We start from the raw sequence: 18,513 nt of genomic DNA, 5'->3' as shown, positions 1-18,513 counted from the left end.
CAGATATTTAAGGTGAATTATGTTTTTTAAGTTAGTTTTTGTTGCTGTTGTTTTTTTCTCTGCGTCAATAAGTGCCGAGGAAAGTACTGAATTTAAAATTCGAAATACGCATACCCTGCAATTAAAATCTGAAGTAAGCGGGTTGGAATATGAACTATATGTTCGTTTACCTAACGATTACTCAGAAAATACCAAAAAATACCCGCTGGTTTTATTAAACGATACAGGTTATTCAGTTGCAGTGGCGAGTGGCATTGTGCATCTGATGGCCGGCCGGGATATTGAAGATGTCATTATTATTGGGATTTCATATTCCAAAGGGCATAACCCTTTGCTTAGTCGCACCAGAGACTACACCCCAACATATGCCCCCAATGAAAAAAGGGGGCATTCGCTCGAAGTTCAGAAGTATTCAGGCAAAGCCAGTCAGTATATTAATTTCATTGCAGACGAGGTTTTACCTCTGATCAGTCAAACATACCGCGTTAGAGAGGATAAAAAAGTATTTGTTGGTCATTCATATGGTGGATTGCTAGGCGCCAATATATTGATCACAAATCCCGAGTTATTTGATTACTATATCTTAGGTAGTCCATCGTTCTGGTACGACAAAAAAGCGATGTTTCGACTGGAAAGTGACTATGCAAAAAGTAATAAAAGTATGAAAGCAAAGGTTTTCATGTACATAGGTAGTCAAGAGGGGAGTATGGTCGAGGAAATGCTGGCATTTGAGAATCAATTGAAATCAAGAGATTATCAAGGGTTAATTGTGCGATCCAAAGTATTGTCAGGATTGACTCATCACAGTGCTTTTGCAGTGCTATTAACGGATGGGCTTCAACAAGCGGTCCCAAGGCAAAGCAAGGGCAGCTAACACGTTTAGTCAGCGGATGCCTAACAATACCGCTGCTAAAAGCTCAAGGAATTATCAGGCTTCATATGCAGAACAAATACCTGTATATATGAAAAGGGAATTGTGGCTGAATCAATGTTAACGTGTAATGCTTTTTGGCTATATATCACTATTTTTCAATGAAATCAGTCTATTTTGTTAATCAGCTTCCATAAACTCCTGTCATATCGGTCTTCTAGCAGTAAAAACCGCTGATCTTAGAGCAGTATTTTGATGCTGTTGATTTAAGAGGTGCCAAAAACAGCAATGGTGAAATACTGGGATTCTGTGGTGTACATGATGGCAATATTGAACTGCTATTTATTGCCCTGAGGTGCGTGGCAAAGGCTTTGGTACCTTGTTAGCTACCTATGCCATCCAATCTCAAGGTGCTAGTAAAGTTGATGTTAATGAGCAGAATGAACAAGCTTTAGGTTTTTACCAGCATTTTGGCTTTGAGGTAACTGGACGTTCATCAGTCGATGGACAGGGCAAAGCTGACCCTTTGTTGCACATGGCGCCATAAAGTATTGAACGCTCGTTTTCATTGTTAAACTTTTGGCATATTTCAATCTGCATTCATATTAATTTTTTAATCTCAGAGGTTTTGTTCCTTATGTATATCCCTAAAAACATGCTGATGGATGATGTTGCGGTGGCAGCGTTTATTCAGCAATTTAGTTTTGCTGCTTTAGTGACGTCAGATCTTAACATCAGTCATTTACCATTTTTGTTTCAACCACAAGAGGGTGAGAACGGCGTACTTTATGGCCATATGGCTCGGGCGAACGGTCAACATAAGATGACTTCAGGAGGACGAGTGGTAGTGATCTTTAATGGCCCTCACGCTTATGTGTCACCGACTTGGTATCAAAATCAACCTGCAGTGCCCACCTGGAATTATGCTGCGGTGCATTGTTATGGTGAACTTGAACTGCTTGATGGCGAGCAAACGGAGCAGTTGATGCGTGATACTGTTGCCCAATATGAGCCGAGTTTGCTGGATAATAAAACCTTAATGCCAGACGAATACCTTGAGAAAATGCGCCAAGCCATTGTGGGTTTTAAAATAGTTGTCGATGATATTCAGGCGAAAGAAAAACTGGGCCAACATAGAAAGCTTGGGGATCAGCAAGGGGTATTTGCTGCCCTTAAACAAAGTGCTCATCTTGATGCTAAGCAGCTGGCCCAATATATGGAGCTGCGCGGTATTGGATTAGGTGAAGATAATGAAGCTTAGTCGTGGCTTTTACTAAACCCCTGATTTTCATTACCAGACTTATGAACACTCTCTATTTATTTGATGCCTTAGCGCGGATCGCAGATTATTTTCTTTGTAAATCAGTGCCAAAGTTCTTAGTAAATAAGTTATCATTGCATTTTTCAACAGGTGGTCGCAGCCATTTTGCTACTGCTTGTTGATTGTCGAGTACGATGTAAGGCTTTTTTAGGTTACACATAATTAAAAGGATTTTTCTATGAAAGACATATTTTTTTTCGATTCAATGCTCACCCCAAAAATAATCACTTTCGTCTACTGGTTATTGCTCCTAGCTAGCTTAATTTCTGGTGTTGGCACTATATTCTCTCAGTTTGGCGGTGGTTTATTCGCGGGATTAGGCATTATTATTGCCGGTGCAATAGGCGCGAGAATTTGGTGTGAATTATTAATTGTGCTGTTTAAAATTCATGAGAACTTGCAGAAGATAGCCAATAAATCAGAATAAAGATTCAAGCGTAAAAGCCAACATAATCTAGCGTTAATGGCCGGTATTAGGCTATTGACGCTTAACTAACTAAACCAATGTTGAAGCCAAATCTACACCTCGTAGGGCGATTGTCCTAACGCTTCGCAGATCAGCAATAGCCTTAAATCAAACTCCAACTGATGATAATCACTGAGCATGAACTCACAAAGTTTATAGAAGGCTTTGTTGTGCTCTTTTTCCCGTAAATGCGCCAATTCATGGATGACCACCATGCGTAATAGTGGCTCTGGGATGCGTTTTAGCCTTGATGAAATCCGAATTTCGTTTTTGGCCTTAACTTTGTTGCCTTGTACACGGTTAACAAAAGAATGTAGACCTAAGGCTTGATGAGTTAAGGTGATTTTTTCATCATATATCACCTTGGCCAAAGGATCTGACTGGCGCATAAACTGATGTTTAAAGCCGAGGGTATACTCATACAGGGCTTTGTCGGTGCGAATGTCGTGAATGACGGGGTGACGTGACAACAACAAACTAGCCAAGCTGTTGTCTTCGATATGGCGTTGAACTTGCTCGATAACGCTGGCGCTATAGCCATTGAGTAAGCGCATCACACCTTGTTGTGATTTAACCGCTGTGACTTGCTCGCTGGTCATTAGACTGGCGATATCTGTCGCTGGTTTTAACCCTTGGCTCGAAGATTTCTTAGGCATGACGGGCGGCGCTGTAGGTTTCTTGGTCATAGTTTGGGTCTTTAGTTTTTTGGTTTTTATTTTATTAACTAAACTGTTTTATCGGCCATTTAGATACAAAAAAGACCACAGCGCATCACCGTAGTCCTTGTTTTTATACTGTTCTAAAGCACTAAAGCACTAAAGCACTTATCAGTAACGGTTAGATTTTGCCGAAGATGTGGCGATTGTGCTGCACGTAGGCCACGTCAAAGGCATTTTGCTGGACGCGTTTAAGATCTAACGATTCAAAGTCAACCAAAGGCGGGTTGCGCTTTAACTGCTCTTTAATGGTCACGGGTGAAATCAAATGCACAGGCAGTTCAGTCAGTTGAATTGCTGCTTCTAATTTGAAACTGGTGGCACTGCCGGCTAACTTGCCTTTTTGCTCGCGCTCTATAATCGCGATTTCATCCACTCTGTAATCTTCCATTAACTTGTGGAAGGTGAAGTGAAATTCACGAATTGACTCAGTACTGGCAGACTGAGAAATACTAAACGACACCTTGCGACAAGCTGGTACGTTGAAGGTTTCACCTTCATAGGTCAATAAACTGATGATGGCTTCGCCACCTTTTAACTCTACACCACAAATTTTCATGATATTCCTACTATTAACTGTTGAGCGGCAACGCGGGGGCATTGCCGTTAAGATTTATTCGTCGTCTGAGTCGAGTTCAGACTTAATGCTGGCATCACTTTCAATAATCATGCTCGGCTTAACTTTACGGCGCATTGGCGCATCTCCCACATCAATGCCTGTGCTAAAGCGATTATCACGCTTTGGCGCTGCTTTGGCATGAGGTGATTTTGCTTTAGTGACCGCTTTGGCTACACGTTTGGTTGAGGCGACGTTATTCGCTTTTGTTTTCGCTTTAAGGCCACTGAACTTGGCTTTTAGGCCATCGATCACGCTGAACTCAAAGGTTTTACGCAGGAAGGCTTGCACCTTGATAAAGCTGTCCCAATCTTTAGGACCCACTAAAGAGATAGCATCACCCTTAGCGCCAGCACGGCCTGTGCGGCCAATACGGTGGACATATTCTTCGGCAAATTTTGGCATATCAAAGTTAATCACTAATGACACATTGATAAGGTCAAGGCCGCGGGAGGCGACATCGGTAGTGACCAAGATTTGTTTTTGACCACGGGCAAATTGATCCATGATCTGATTGCGTGCGCCTTGCTTGAGATCGCCACTTAATGCCGCAGTGGCAAAGCCTTTGTCCGCCAGTAAGCTGGCTAAGCGCTCAGTATCAACACGGGTGGCAGTAAAGATGATGATTTGCTTTTGGGTTTCGTTATTTAGCACATGTTCAAGCAAGGCTTGCTTGTGATCTAAGTGATCAACCAAAAAAATGCGCTGGGTAATATCGGCGTGTTCAGTGTAAGCCGCGCCAATGGCAACATGGTTGGGGCTCTTAAGTAAGGTTGCCGCAATGTCGTTGATTTCATCATGCTCAAGTGTTGCTGAGAACATTAACGTCTGACGGCGCTTATGATCGGCTGCAGTGTTAATCGCAGCAAGCTGCGGTGCAAAGCCTAAATCCAACATGCGGTCAGCTTCATCTAAAATCAGCAATTCAAGGCCATTTAAGTGCAAGTGGCGCTGCTGCAGGTGGTCAGCAATACGCCCAGGCGTTGCCACGATAAAGTGTGGCTCACGGCTTAAGGCTTTGGCTTGGTCGTTAAAGTTTTCACCACCGAGTATGCTCACCGCCTTGTATTGAGTATTTGCCACAAGCAGCCTTAACTGGCCATAAACTTGCTGAGCAAGCTCGCGAGTGGGTAGCAATATCAACACCCTAGGGTCACGCTTAGATAAGGCTTTAGTGGAGATAATCCTTTGCATGGCAGGCAGCAAAAACGCCAAGGTCTTTCCTGAGCCAGTTTTTGAAGACGCCATTAGATCTTTGCCTGCTAAAGCTATAGGCAGCGCTTGTTCTTGGATAGGCGTTGGCGCGGTAATGCCTAAGTGTTTCAAGCTGTCGAGCAGGCGCTTATCTAATGAAAAATCTGAAAATTGCAAAGGTTGTTCCCCTAAAAAATTATAGCCGCATAGTATAACCCCTTCACAGGGCTATAGCCAACAACTCCTGCTTTGGTTATGCTGTTTTTTATCTGGTTCACAAGTTGTTTTTTGCAGCTATTAATTGATCGTGAATCGAGAATAATTTAATAAACAGGATCCAAATGGCATTAACAACCAAGAGTAACAAAACCACGACAGCCGTATTACCAAAAAAGCCTGTGATTGGTCTGGCATTAGGCAGTGGCGCTGCTAAGGGCTGGGCCCACATAGGGGTTTTAAATGGCTTAGCAAAATTAGGGGTTTATCCTGATGTTGTGGCCGGATGTTCAGTTGGCGCGGTAGTGGGTGCGGCCTATGCAAACGATAATTTAGCTGATTTAGAGCACTGGGTGCGGGGTTTTTCCAGCTGGGATGTGTTTGGATTGATGGATCTTCGCTGGCGTAAAGGTGGAATTATCAATGGTGAAAAAGTCTTTGAGGTATTGTCGACTCGTGTGGGTAATTTAAAGATTGAAGAATTAAAGCGTCCTTTCGCAGCAGTGGCGACAGACTTGTATTCAGGGCGAGAAATTTGGTTTAAAGAAGGGAATTTACGTCACGCAGTAAGGGCCTCTTGCTCTATGCCAGGCTTTTTACCGCCAGTGCAACAAGATGATCTCTGGTTGGTGGATGGTGCTGTGGTTAATCCTGTGCCAGTTTCTTTATGCCGCGCCATGGGCGTCGATGTGGTTATTGCTGTGGATCTCAATGGTCATCGCCGCGGTCAAATGCAGTTGATGCCTGCGCAAATGGTGAGTTGTGAGGCGGAAACATCCCAAACGGTGACAGAAAAACCCCAGCTAGAGTCGGGTTTTATGGATCTTTGGGGTAAAAGTAAAGACTATATAGCGAGTATAACCGAGCAATTTTCTCTTGGAATTTCCCATCACCCCGGTATGCTTGCCGTGATGTCTCAATCTATGGATATTCTTGAGCAGCGCCATAAAAGAGCTCGGCTGATGGGCGATCCGCCAGATATCTGCATAGTGCCGCAAGTGTTTGATATTGGTACCATGGAATTTCATCGCGCTGCGGAGTCAATTGCAGCAGGTGAGCAAGCGGTGGCAGATATTAGTCATCTAATTAAGGCCATCATTGGTGCGAGTGCCGACGATAAAGTGCCGACAAGATAATGTCCAAGTAAGCGTATCAGTCGAACTTTACTATTAAAGATTTTCCTCTAGTCAAATCATTGCAAATTTGCAAGATTTATTGTGCTTTTTTTCACTTCAATAACCATGATCTAGATCAAAGCATTTATTGGTAATTTAACGCCTAATGCCACCATATATTGTGTTTTTTAGATTTTTAATGTCGATATGTAGTTATTTTAGCCTGTTCCAACTTTTCACTCTTTAGGGGGGGGAAGGTGTTGGTTGTGCTGTATTTTAGCTTATGTCGCACAGAAGGGGTGAAGCATGCTTGTAGTGATAAAAAGGGATGGTTGTCGTACTGAGTTTAATTCCCAGCGCATTGAAGAGGCGGTGATTGCGGCTATGGCATCGGCAGGTAAAAAGGACAAGGATTATGCCTGTACCTTAGCTGAGCAAGTTAAATTACAACTAACGGGTAGGAACGAAGTCGACATACATGAACTACAGGATGCGGTGGAAAATCATTTGATGTCAGGGCCCTACAAAGCCGTGGCGCGTCATTATATCGAATATCGCCATGATAGAGACTTGTGTCGTGAGGCTAAGAGCAAACTCAATCGACAGATTTTAGGCTTAGTAGAGCAAAGCGATGCCGCGCTTTTGAATGAAAATGCCAATAAAGATGCCAAAGTCATCCCCACCCAGCGGGACTTACTTGCCGGCATTGTTGCAAAACATTATGCCAAAACTCATTTGTTGCCAAAGGATGTCGTCAGCGCCCATGAGCGCGGCGAATTACATTATCATGATTTAGATTATGCGCCGTTTTTCCCTATGTTTAACTGCATGCTTATCGATTTAGGCGGTATGTTGACTCAAGGCTTTAAAATGGGCAATGCCGAAATTGAGCCACCTAGATCTATCGCCACCGCGACCGCAGTTACTGCGCAAATAATTGCTCAGGTTGCCAGTCACATTTATGGCGGCACCACCATTAACCGCATCGATGAAGTGTTGGCCGAATTTGTGCAAAAAAGTTACCAAAAACATCTAGCTACAGGCATAGAGTGGCAAGTGGCAGATGCGGCGCAGTATGCTTTGTCACTGACGGAAAAAGAGTGTCACGATGCTTTTCAATCACTTGAATATGAAGTCAACACCTTGCACACCGCTAATGGGCAAACCCCGTTCGTGACCTTTGGTTTTGGCTTGGGCACTTCTTGGGAGTCAAAACTCATCCAGCGCTCGATGCTTAATGTACGTCTTGAAGGCCTAGGAAAAAATCGTAAAACGCCGGTATTCCCTAAGCTTGTATTTGCCATTAAAGATGGTGTGAATCATAAACTTGGCGACTGCCATTATGACATTAAGCAATTAGCGCTTAAGTGCGCCAGCCTTAGAATGTATCCAGATATTCTCAATTATGATCAAGTGGTTAAGGTTACTGGCTCTTTTAAAACGCCCATGGGGTGTCGCTCATTCCTTGGTGCCTATGAGGAGAATGGTGAACTTATCCATGAAGGGCGCAATAACTTAGGCGTAGTGAGTTTGAACTTGCCGCGTATTGCCATAGAAGCTAAGGGCGATGAGGCGACTTTTTATCAATTGTTAGATGCCCGCTTACTTATTGCTAAAAAAGCCTTAGATACCCGCATTAACCGTCTTGATGGCGTGAAAGCCCGTGTTGCGCCTATTCTTTATATGGAAGGGGCCTGCGGCGTGCGACTCAAGGCCGATGATGAAGTGTCACAAATTTTTAAAGATGGCCGTGCATCAATTTCATTAGGCTTTATTGGCTTACATGAAACCATCAATGCGCTTTTTGGCCAAGAACACCTTTTTGATAGTGCTATGTTGCGAGAAAAAGCGTTAGGGGTTATTCGCTATCTAAAACGTGCTACAGAAGCGTGGAAGGCAGAAACGGGTTACGGTTTTAGCCTCTATAGCACCCCAAGTGAGAACCTCTGCAGCCGTTTTTGTGAACTTGACAGCAGCGAATTTGGACTCATTAAAGGCGTGACAGATAAAGGCTATTACACCAATAGTTTTCATTTAGACGTTGAGAAAAAGGTTAACCCTTTTGATAAGCTCGATTTTGAAATGGCTTATCCTGAAATCGCTAATGGCGGCTTCATTTGCTATGGCGAGTACCCCAACATGCAGCACAATCTATCGGCGCTTGAGCAAGTGTGGGATTACAGTTTCAGTCGGGTGCCATACTACGGTACAAATACCCCCATTGATGAGTGTTATGACTGCGGATTTTTAGGTGAATTTAACTGCACCAGCAAGGGTTTTGTCTGCCCTAAATGCGGTAATCATGAGCCAAGCCGAGTGAGCGTGACTCGCAGGGTGTGTGGCTATTTAGGCAGCCCAGATGCACGGCCCTTTAATGCGGGCAAGCAAGAAGAAGTCAAGCGCAGGGTTAAGCATCTATAGCTTTAGTGCCTATATTGTTAGGTTGAGAATACTAGGCTAAAAATGTTAGGGCAAAAGTTGCAGGAGAGAATATGTTTTACAGTGCCTATCACAGTATCGATGTTATCAATGGTGAGGGCACTCGCTGTACTTTATTTGTCAGTGGTTGCGAACATGCCTGCAAAGGATGCTATAACCAAGCCACTTGGCGACTGGATGCTGGGCACCCGTACAACCAAGCTTTAGAAGATCACATCATCCGTGATTTACAGGATGAGCGTATTATCAGGCATGGCTTGAGTTTAAGCGGTGGCGATCCCTTACACCCGAGTAACTTAAGCGCAGTGCTTAAGCTAGTTCAGCGGGTTAAATTAGAGTGCCCCACTAAGAATATCTGGCTATGGACTGGCTATCGCCTTGCTGAGCTAAATGACGACCAGCAGCAATTACTTCACTATATTGATGTGCTGGTGGACGGAAAGTTTGTCCAATCCTTGGCTGATCCGTCACTGGTATGGCGCGGCAGCAGTAACCAAGTGATCCACAGATTGAGCCATCAAGAGTAAACCGCCATATATGGCGTTTTACTCTTGCTCGTTTTAGTACTGCTTGAGTCTCGCTTTATCGCTTAATCAGCACTGACATTAAATAAGCCACATAGGCTGGTAATTAATCCTACAAGGCAGGCACTGGCGATGAAGCTTAATAACCCAAGTCCAAAGTCTAAGGTGAGGATAAATAAGCTCAACGAAGCGATAAGTATTAAGCTTGCGCTAATTAAGCGCTGATAAGCTCGGCTCATAGTATTGCCTTGACGGAGCAAGGCAATGGCGACCCAAATAAGGCCAAAAGCCAGTAGCATGCCTAATAGATTTGCTATTGATTGACCGGCTAATTGAGCGGGCAAACCTTCTTGAAACACACTGCTATCCATTGATGCCTCCATGATTGATCTTGCTATGCAGTTCTGATGATGCTTTAGCGGCATGATTAGCACTTATATCAACATCAGCATTAATACTCGCGTTAGCACCATCAGTTACACCATGGCTTGATGCTTGAGCGTTTATCTTGTTAAATACCTTGGCCTCTATTTTAAGTAGGCTTAAGCCGAGCAATAAACAAACGCTGTCAACGCCAAGGGTGAGCCAGTGGCCAGTGGTCATCACATTAAACAGATGACTGCCAGTGAGCAGGGAATTGAGAGGCATTAAACTTATGAGCAATAGAGCCGTGAGACGCCAGAGTAATTTTGCGAAAGCATTGAGGTTAGGCACCAAACAGGCAAGCAGGCTTACCAGTATCCAGACCCCAAAAAATATTGGCCCCATGGCTTGGCTTAAGCGGCTATTGTCAGCAAAGTAGCCAAGCAAAAGTTGGGCTGCAAACAGGCTCACGCAGGCTAAGACTAAGCCTGCACATAGGCCAAGGCTTAAACGGTTGGCCCAGAGGTATTGTCTTTGGCTAAAAATGGCCTGTGCCCCGCGGCTACGTTTATCAAACCACATCATCACCCCAGTTAGCGGCAACAATGCGGTCGTCAAACCAAGACAAGCCCAGATAAGTTTAATTAAAATGCCTGTGGCATTATTGCTATCGCCAAAGTTACCTGTGTGCAGTGGTAGAATTAAATCCAGCAAGGGTAGAGCGCTACTGTCTAAGTCACCATAGACACTGAATTGCTTGATAAATTCGCCATTATTACCTTGGTATTTAAGCAGTTGGGTGGAAAGTTCCTGGCCTTTTGCCCGCACATAAACCATGGCGTTGGCATCGCCGTAAGCCATAACGGTAATGTCTTGGATGACATTAAACTGGCCTTTCTTTTCTATATCTTTGAGGATAAGCCCAAGCTCTGTGGTCTTGTGAGTGCCTGAGGCATGAACTTCTGGCATTGGGGTGAAGGCCTGGAGTAATTTATCTTGATCGCCGCCGAAGGTCACCATGGCGGCTGCGGGCAATAAAATGACCGCAGCAAGCCCTAGAAATGCACCGGTAAAGCCGATAGTAAAGTGAAACAAACTGCCCCAAATCCCCATTATCTTGTGGGCATCGCTAATAACGACAGAGGCGTTTTTATCACGCCTAAAACTGAACATTTGTTTGATTTTTTGCCTGTGAACCACAAACCCCGTCACCACAGACAGCATTAAGGTTAGTCCCAGTAAGCCCGTGAGAATAAGCCCTACAGGGCGGCCTAAATGTAAGTCAGCGTGAAATTCTGCTAAAAACCTTGCCATATCAGTGTCGCGATTGGCGATGTAATCTCGGGTTAGGCTGTTGCCTTTTTCAACTAAACTTAAGCTTTTGGCATCAAATTGAAAATACCAGCTGGCGGCTTTGTTAAAGACTTCATCGCCATCGTGGGATTCAAACATTAATACCAGATCCACATTACCGCGCTGACCGGGGTAATAAATATGAATATTGTCGCGGTAAATGGGCGGTACTTCTTGACTGTATTGGGACACCAAGGCATCCAACTGCTGGTGATTGACCTGAATATCACCTCTGAGTTCAGGATTGCCCCAAATGGCAAGCTCTGGGCGGCTAAATACGGCAATGATGCCACTAAAAGCTAAGATAAACAGCAGCACACCTGTTATGACGCCAACCCAGCCATGGAGTAAATAAAGCTTTTTAATCATCAATGCATTCATTAGCTTTGCCCCCAAATTGCGCTGTAGCTTAACCAGGCATGACTCAAGATCAGTAGCAGCATTAATAACCAAGGGCGGTAAGCTTGTTTTGCTAGGTAAGAGTACATAAATAACCCAAGCCAAATGAGTGGGAACAGCAAAATAGGAATAAGAATTTGATCTGCGGCGCTGGCCGTTAAGTAAGTGGTCATCCCCGGAATGGTGATGGTCGCGGTGAGTAGCGCCATCAAACAGGCGGCAATATGGCGCAGCCATAAATGAGTAAAAGTGGCAGACTTAGCCTTAGTGAACGGGGCAATGACCGATTCAGAGGCGATTACCGATTTAACTGTGGACATTAATGTAGGTGCTCAAAAATTATGTAAATAAGAGTCATTATCACATTAAACCTTGGGTTAATGACGTAATGCAACACAATTTACAAAAGGATCCCAGTCAAGGCGTGGCCATTTTTGCTATTGCACGGATTTTACCACCCTGATATCTAAGCGTTTTGCGAGTCGATTTAAGTTGGCTCTGTCTGTCTCAAGCTGGCGGGCACTGGACGCCCAGTTACCTTGTTGTTGAGAAAGTACCTTGATGATGAGTTGACGCTGAAACTCATCGGTCGCCGCGCGTAAATTCATTGTCGATGGGCTGCTTGATGTTGACTCAGGTAAAGGCTGGGATGAAAAACTGAGTTCAGTGGCCGTAGATGGCGCTTTTTCGCTGCTGAGCAGCTGGCCGCAATCTATTGCATCTATGGTGACCATGGTTTTTTGTCGCTGACGTGCCTTTGCTTTAAGGGCTGCCCGGCTCACAAGATGTTCAAGTTCTCGGACGTTACCGGGCCAATCGTATTGTTCAAATATTGCTATGGCTTCACTGGCAAAGCTTAAGGTGTTGATGGCGAGTTTGCGGCGCAGGCGCTCAATAAAAAAGCCTGCAAGTAGAGGGATGTCACCATGGCGCTGGCGCAGTGGTGGGACTGTGATGGGAAATACACTGAGGCGATGGAATAAATCGGCGCGAAAGCGACCTTTATCTACTTCTTCTCGTAAATCTCTATTGGTGGCCGCCAGTATCCTAACGTTGACCTTTTCGACCTTGTCTTGGCCAACGACCTGAATTTCATTGCTTTGTATGGCTCGCAAAATCTTACTTTGAGCCGAAAGCGGTAATTCACCTATTTCATCTAAAAACAGGGTGCCGCCATCTGCGATAGAGAACTTTCCTGCTCTATGGTTCACCGCTCCGGTAAAAGCCCCTTTCACGTGGCCGAACAATTCACTTTCAATTAAGTGCTCAGGCAGCGCGGCGCAATTCACGTAGATCAAGGGACCATGATGACGCAATGACTGCTGATGCAAGGTCTGAGCAACGAGTTCTTTGCCGACGCCGGTTTCGCCGTGGATCAAAATAGTAAATTCTGAACGCGCCACTATGTTGATGTCTTGTTTAAGTTTTTGCATCACTGGGCTGTCACCGACAATTTCTCCGCCATCGTGTTTCCAGGCTTGTTCTGTTAACTGAGCGACCACTTCTTGAGAGTGATTGGCCTGAGTTTCCAACTGCTTGAGCAGTAAAGCGGTATTGAGTGTGGAGGCGGCGATGGCTGAAATTAACGCTAAAGTTCGGCTGGGAATATCATCAAAAACATTGGGAGTAAGGCTATCTAGAGTGAGCAGGCCGAGTAATTTGTCATCAAATAACAAGGGTAATCCCATGCAAGCATGCATGGGGAGATCGCCGTCTCTGTCATGCAATAGGCCATCGTAAGGATCGGCTAAAGGGCTATCGGCACTAAAACGTACTGGGCCTTTGGAATGACACAAGATCTCAAAGCGTGGATGCTCAGCAATGATAAAACGGCGCCCTAACGTGTCGCGACTTAAGCCTTGCAAGGCGATGGGTTTGAGCATGTCACCATGAAATGACAATAGGGCTACAGCATCACAATGAATGGTTTTACGCACAGTATCGAGCAGGCGCTCAAACCTGTCTTGCTTATTGACACTGCTGGACAGCTCCAATGCTAAATCAAGTAATGCGGTTGTTGAAATGGCCGTCATGGTCGTTTCTCTATTGGTTTTAGTTTCACTTGTGGGTTCAAATGATACGCTAGAGTCTTTTTGACTTCAATTCTGTGGGGTCTTTATGACTCCCTTTGTAGCAATATCAACCTAACATACTGAAAATTTTGATTTTAAATATTGGCATCAGTTTTGCTAAATACAGTGAAACCTCTTTAAAGCCAATGAGAATAACGATGAACTCATGTTTTGTTGATCCAAATCAATTTTCAGGCGCCTGTGAAGCCAGCGCTTATTTTAAGCGTTACTTAGCTGTCGCTGAATGGTTACTGCTGTCGTCGGGGTTGGTTATCCTAGCGTGCTTGGTACTGTCATTTGGATTTGAGCAAGCGTTAGCCATGCCAATTCTGATTGGCACTCATATCGGCACGATTATTTTTGCGGGAGTGTTCAAGGTGGCTTATGTCCTTAGGTGCGTGTGTTTGCATGGACTCGGTGAGACACATTTCTAATATGAAAGCGCTTAACTTTATTTATGGTGCTGTTCCGCTGCTTTAATAAGCTGCTACTGTTAGTTGGATTATTTGCCGTTGCACTGTTGCATTTTGTCGGTGAATTAACTGTGCTAAGCACTATCCTTAGTGAGCATTTAGCCCGTACAGCCAGCCTCTTAGGGGCATTTCTACTACTCATGCAAATAGCGCCTTAACATCAGCACAGTGATTTTCAATGGACATGGCAAGAAGCTGCGTCTTATGCCAATCAATAGCATTGGTATTAATACTGCGAAGGAGTGTGATCATTTAGCGTAACCTTGATGTATACCCTAAGGTTTGAGGCCTAGGTCATAGATTAAGTGGGCTATTTTTTATTTGTTAATATTTGGACATTTTATGCTTACCGAAAGCCACATTATCATTATCAAAAGTACTATTCCTTTGTTAGAGCAGGCAGGCCCTGAATTGACGAAATATTTTTACCAAAGAATGTTCAATCAGCATCCTGAACTTCAACATATTTTTAATATGAGTCATCAGCACTCAGGACGCCAACAAGTGGCGCTGTTTGAAGCTCTTGCTGCATATGCTAAAAATATAGACAACCTTGCGGCGTTGACCACAGCTGTTGAGCGTATTGCCAATAAACACACCACCTTTAATATTCAGGCAGATCATTACGCGATTGTAGGCACACACCTTATCGAAACTTTGCGTGAACTGGCGCCTGAAGCGTTCACCGCCGATGTGGAAGCCGCGTGGGCTGCTGCTTATCAGTTTCTAGCGCAAATATTTATCGGCCGCGAAGCTGAGATTTATCAGCAAAATGGAGCGCGCCAAGGGGGCTGGAGCGGTGGCCGTGAATTTAAACTCATTATTAAATCTATTGAGTCAGAGTTGATTAGCAGTTTTGTGTTTGAGCCTATTGATGGCGCTAAGGTGCTTGATTTTAAACCTGGTCAGTACATAGGTATTGAAGTGCAGCCTCTGGGGGCGGATTATAAAGAAATGCGTCAATATTCTTTATCAGCCAGCCCAAATGGTCGCACTTACCGAATTTCAGTGAAGCGTGAAACCTCGAAGCTTGATTTTACCGCAGAAACTGGAGTTGCTGCTGAGAGTAAACCTGGGGTGGTATCTCACTTTTTACATAATGATCTTAAGCTTGGTGATACCGTGACTCTGTACGCCCCTGCAGGGGATTTTTTCTTGGTAGACAAACAAACCCCAGTGACATTGATTTCTGCCGGAGTGGGGCAAACGCCTATGTTATCTATGCTCAATACTTTGTCAGAACAAGCTTATGGTCATCCTGTGCAGTTTTTACATGCCTGTGAAAACGCTCGTCAACACGCATTTTCAACTTGGGTCACTGAGCTTACTCAGCGCCATAGTTGGGAGCAAAAGGTATGGTACAACGACGAGCTAAGTGATACCGCAGCTCATGGCTTGATGGACTTAACATCGGTGAATTTACCTGTGGATACGGGGAATTTTTACTTATGCGGCCCGCTGGGATTTATGCAGTTTATTAAACAGCAATTACTGGGCTTAAATGTCAGTGCAAACAGAATTCATTATGAAGTGTTTGGCCCTCATGAAGCGTTTTAAAAGTCATGATTTATTTAACCTGTTTACGGGTTAAACCAGCCCCAAAGGGGAAATGTAAAAAAGCACAGCCCTAGGGCTGTGCTTTTGATTTTGGCTTGAGATTAACCAAGCCGCTAATCTCGTCTTTACAGACGGTAAGTTAAGGTGAGCTTAGCGTTACGCTCTTCCCCTGGCATGCCGCCTAGGAACATGGCTTTTTCGTAATAAACCTTATTAAACATGTTGTTAATGTTTAACTGGATCTTATAGTCTTGGGCATCATAGCTGATGGCTGAGTCCATAACGGCATAACTTGGCACATAGCCGTCAGGAATACCAAAAGAGCTTGAATGTGTGCTGCGCTCGCCGACGTACTTTCCGCCCAAACTAAAGGAAATAGGCTCACGTAAGCCAAAGTCAGCGGCGTAGGTTGCCCAGATGCCAGCGGTGACGTATGGCACGCCTTTTTGACGTTGATTTGCATCACTGCGGCTTGGATCTTGGTTATCTCGGGCGTCTTGATAAACAGCATTGACATTGATTGTCCATCGCTGGTTAAGATCGGCGTTGATATCAAGCTCAACACCTTCAGTATCTTCACTGCCGTTATTAAAATACTGCGCCACTTCAGGGCCAGACACGCCAGCTTCATAGAGTGGGTTATCGTATTGCAAGTTCACCCGTGATGTTTTGAAGAAAATTAATGAGGCCAGTAATTGATCATCAAAGCCTTTGGCTCTTATGCCAAAATCTTTGCTGACTGACTCAGAGTCTTTTCTGTCACTTTGATCGCCCTTAATATCCCCAAGCACGCTGTAAGCGGTGCGGCCTTTAGCATGATTGATGAAGAATGATAAATCATCAATTGGCATATAGGTTAAGCCTAGGTTATAGGTCATGCCGTTATCTGTGGTGTCAGCAAGTTGGGTCGGTGCTGCGCGGCTTGAGCTGTAGCGGCTATCGACACCTAAGTGCTCGTAGGTTTGTTTGATTTCATTAAACGCAACCCCAACACGGCTGGTAAAGCCATTGCCTAAATAACCCACGTGTTGCAGACCCACGCCCCAGGCACCGATAGTTTTGTCATAGTTACTGGTAAGCAATGGATCGTAATCTTCAAATTGTCCCGTGCCCCAGTTTGGGGTGCGGATATCATAGATGTAGGGCAGGCTGCCTTGATAGAGCACTTGGCCAGATTTATTTTTGGTGACGTAATCTTTGTCCCAAATCGAATATTGCTGCGAGCGCACGCTTCTGTCTTCAAAATTTGCATTCATTAACAGTTCGTTGTCTATGCCTGCAAGTTCGAAGTCGTAGCGTAAATCTGCAAAGTACTGCCATGATTTTTCATCAGCGGTGGCTTTACGGTACTCCTGACGGCGAGCGGCAAAGGGGTATAACTTGCCATCTTCTAGCAGTGGCGCACGGGGATCGGCATTGATAACGCCGCCTCGTTCCCAGTACACATAGTTGTAGGCACCCGTTTGGCGAGCAAAGCCAGTGTCATAGTTACGGTATTGCAGCTGCTGGTTTAAATGCAGATTATCGCTTAAGTAGATGTTGTGCGTCAGCTTAAGGCGCAGCTCTTCACCTTCATTGGCTTTGGCCATTGGGGAGATTAAGCCGTTGTGACCAAAGGTATAAGGCGTTAGGCCGTCGCTTGAACTTAAGGAGTTTGCCAATTCTTGACGCTGAAGCTCAGTAAGCTGTATGCCTTTGCTGGTGGAGTCATTGACTAAGTCTTGCCAGGTGGCTTCACCTGCGGTTTTACCATCGACTGACTCAGCATTATAAATACGGATGGGATGGCCGATAGAGTCTACTGGGATAGCATCTTTAATGTAGGCGGCTGATAACATGATATTTTGATCATCATTAATCAAAAACTTTAACGAACCGTAAACTTCATCTCTGTCGGTGCCCATGTCACGGTAACCGTCGCTGCGGGCGCTTTTAGCGACCACACGATAGGCTAAATCATCGCTGATGGCTCCTGTGCTGTCAGCTAGCATTGAATAGCTGTCCCACTGGCCTAGTTCAAGTTCAAACTCATGCTGACTGGTAAATTCTGGTTTTTTCTCAATGAGGTTAATCACGCCGCCAGCGCTACCCATGCCATAAAGACCGGTTGCTGGGCCTTTTAACACTTCAACCGAGCTCACGTTTGCCAGTGAGCGGGTCGGGTTAAAGGTGTTGCCTAAGCCTGCGCCGCCATACATGCCGTCATAGGTATAGTTAGCGCCTAGGCCGCGTACCACTAAGTTATCACCTATGCCATAATTGTTGCCGGCTTGAGTTACGCCGCTGATGTTACGTACCAAGTCTTGCATATTGCTAAGACCTTGGGCGTCGAAAAGCGCCTCATCGACAATAACAACCGCCGCAGGGGTTTCCATCAATGACATATCAGACTTGGTGGCAAGGCCTGAGTTCATCACCACTTGGTTTTGTCTTCCATAGACGGTTATACGCTCAACATCCTTGTTATCACGGGCCTTATTAGTCTGTTCCTCAGACATGGCTGCCGTTTGTGAGGCGAGGGTAGTAGTTTGTGCACTGGCATTAACGGCAAACAGTGCGCTATGGCAAGCAAGAGCAAGTAGAGATAAACGTAACGACTTCATAACTGACACCTTTATAAATTAAGTTGCGAATGATAATGATTGTCATAGGCATTGCAAGTATAATTTTGCATAATTGGGTTACTCATGGGTAATGGGCTGGAGATGAAATCTAGTTAGGTTGGTTTATGACCCAAAGGCTGATGGCTAGTGGGGAATGACTAAAGAGAACATTAATGTGATTGGTATTAGGTATTAGCTTGTTAATGTGTTTCAGC

At 44.7% G+C, this 18,513-nt stretch carries 16 protein-coding genes and 1 pseudogene; 9 read left to right on the top strand and 8 right to left on the bottom strand.

Translation table 11 applies throughout. The features are described 5' to 3' along the window. The first annotated feature begins 19 nt into the window (after window positions 1–19). The 4 genes and pseudogenes from H5073_RS11370 to H5073_RS11355 all read left to right on the top strand — a co-directional run bounded on the left by H5073_RS11370 (window position 20) and on the right by H5073_RS11355 (window position 2,619). Window positions 20–874, top strand: a complete 855-nt coding sequence (locus H5073_RS11370; protein WP_182679696.1) for an alpha/beta hydrolase — start codon at window positions 20–22, stop codon at window positions 872–874. A gap of 224 nt (window positions 875–1,098) precedes the next feature. Further along, window positions 1,099–1,418 (top strand): annotated as a pseudogene (locus H5073_RS11365) (GNAT family N-acetyltransferase); the annotation flags it as partial. Between the two features lie 90 nt (window positions 1,419–1,508). Then, window positions 1,509–2,132, top strand: a complete 624-nt coding sequence (locus H5073_RS11360; RefSeq protein ID WP_182679695.1) for an FMN-binding negative transcriptional regulator — start codon at window positions 1,509–1,511, stop codon at window positions 2,130–2,132. Window positions 2,133–2,370: 238 nt separating this feature from the next. After that, window positions 2,371–2,619: a DUF4282 domain-containing protein gene (locus H5073_RS11355; protein ID WP_182679694.1), complete on the top strand. Its 249-nt coding sequence runs from the start codon at window positions 2,371–2,373 to the stop codon at window positions 2,617–2,619. 92 nt (window positions 2,620–2,711) lie between these two features. On the opposite strand, the gene H5073_RS11350 is transcribed toward H5073_RS11355, so the two are convergent. The 3 genes from H5073_RS11350 to H5073_RS11340 all read right to left on the bottom strand — a co-directional run bounded on the left by H5073_RS11350 (window position 2,712) and on the right by H5073_RS11340 (window position 5,361). After that, a complete protein-coding gene (locus tag H5073_RS11350) occupies window positions 2,712–3,212 on the bottom strand; it encodes a M48 family metallopeptidase (RefSeq protein ID WP_182679715.1) in 501 nt (166 codons plus the stop codon). A gap of 283 nt (window positions 3,213–3,495) precedes the next feature. Continuing rightward, window positions 3,496–3,933, bottom strand: coding sequence for a DUF3010 family protein (locus H5073_RS11345; protein ID WP_182679693.1), 438 nt, complete (start codon window positions 3,931–3,933; stop codon window positions 3,496–3,498). Window positions 3,934–3,987: 54 nt separating this feature from the next. Next, window positions 3,988–5,361: a DEAD/DEAH box helicase gene (locus H5073_RS11340; RefSeq protein ID WP_182679692.1), complete on the bottom strand. Its 1,374-nt coding sequence runs from the start codon at window positions 5,359–5,361 to the stop codon at window positions 3,988–3,990. Window positions 5,362–5,525: 164 nt separating this feature from the next. Between H5073_RS11340 and rssA the strand changes: the two genes are divergently transcribed. From rssA to nrdG, 3 genes are all read left to right on the top strand, one after another. Then, a complete protein-coding gene (gene rssA / locus H5073_RS11335) occupies window positions 5,526–6,536 on the top strand; it encodes a patatin-like phospholipase RssA (protein ID WP_182679691.1) in 1,011 nt (336 codons plus the stop codon). Window positions 6,537–6,821: 285 nt separating this feature from the next. Then, on the top strand, window positions 6,822–8,936 hold the full coding sequence (gene nrdD, locus H5073_RS11330) for an anaerobic ribonucleoside-triphosphate reductase (protein WP_182679690.1): 2,115 nt from the start codon (window positions 6,822–6,824) through the stop codon (window positions 8,934–8,936). Window positions 8,937–9,007: 71 nt separating this feature from the next. Then, the gene (nrdG, locus tag H5073_RS11325; protein WP_182679689.1) at window positions 9,008–9,481 is read left to right on the top strand and encodes an anaerobic ribonucleoside-triphosphate reductase-activating protein; all 474 of its coding nucleotides are present in this window, start codon (window positions 9,008–9,010) and stop codon (window positions 9,479–9,481) included. 62 nt (window positions 9,482–9,543) lie between these two features. Here nrdG and H5073_RS11320 read toward each other — a convergent pair whose 3' ends face one another. The 4 genes from H5073_RS11320 to norR all read right to left on the bottom strand — a co-directional run bounded on the left by H5073_RS11320 (window position 9,544) and on the right by norR (window position 13,626). Then, a complete protein-coding gene (locus H5073_RS11320) occupies window positions 9,544–9,849 on the bottom strand; it encodes a hypothetical protein (RefSeq protein WP_182679688.1) in 306 nt (101 codons plus the stop codon). After that, a complete protein-coding gene (locus tag H5073_RS11315) occupies window positions 9,842–11,575 on the bottom strand; it encodes a PepSY domain-containing protein (protein ID WP_182679687.1) in 1,734 nt (577 codons plus the stop codon). The genes H5073_RS11320 and H5073_RS11315 overlap by 8 nt, the downstream gene beginning before the upstream one ends. After that, window positions 11,575–11,913 carry a hypothetical protein gene (locus H5073_RS11310; RefSeq protein ID WP_259394882.1) on the bottom strand — a complete coding sequence of 113 codons (339 nt, stop codon included), beginning with the start codon at window positions 11,911–11,913 and terminating at the stop codon, window positions 11,575–11,577. Before H5073_RS11310 ends, H5073_RS11315 begins: the two co-directional genes overlap by 1 nt. A 117-nt stretch (window positions 11,914–12,030) precedes the next feature. Continuing rightward, window positions 12,031–13,626, bottom strand: a complete 1,596-nt coding sequence (gene norR / locus H5073_RS11305) for a nitric oxide reductase transcriptional regulator NorR (protein ID WP_182679686.1) — start codon at window positions 13,624–13,626, stop codon at window positions 12,031–12,033. A 197-nt stretch (window positions 13,627–13,823) separates the two neighbouring features. Between norR and H5073_RS11300 the strand changes: the two genes are divergently transcribed. Both H5073_RS11300 and hmpA read left to right on the top strand, forming a co-directional pair. Then, the gene (locus H5073_RS11300; RefSeq protein ID WP_182679685.1) at window positions 13,824–14,099 is read left to right on the top strand and encodes a hypothetical protein; all 276 of its coding nucleotides are present in this window, start codon (window positions 13,824–13,826) and stop codon (window positions 14,097–14,099) included. Window positions 14,100–14,480: 381 nt separating this feature from the next. Next, on the top strand, window positions 14,481–15,695 hold the full coding sequence (hmpA, locus tag H5073_RS11295; protein ID WP_182679684.1) for an NO-inducible flavohemoprotein: 1,215 nt from the start codon (window positions 14,481–14,483) through the stop codon (window positions 15,693–15,695). A 125-nt stretch (window positions 15,696–15,820) separates the two neighbouring features. Here the strand turns inward: hmpA and H5073_RS11290 are convergent, their stop codons facing one another. Then, a complete protein-coding gene (locus H5073_RS11290) occupies window positions 15,821–18,298 on the bottom strand; it encodes a TonB-dependent siderophore receptor (RefSeq protein WP_182679683.1) in 2,478 nt (825 codons plus the stop codon). Window positions 18,299–18,513: the final 215 nt, after the last annotated feature.

The organism is Shewanella sp. SR44-3, from assembly GCF_014163735.1.
Classification (GTDB): Bacteria; Pseudomonadota; Gammaproteobacteria; order Enterobacterales; family Shewanellaceae; genus Shewanella.
This window is presented reverse-complemented; position numbering and strand designations above follow the sequence as displayed.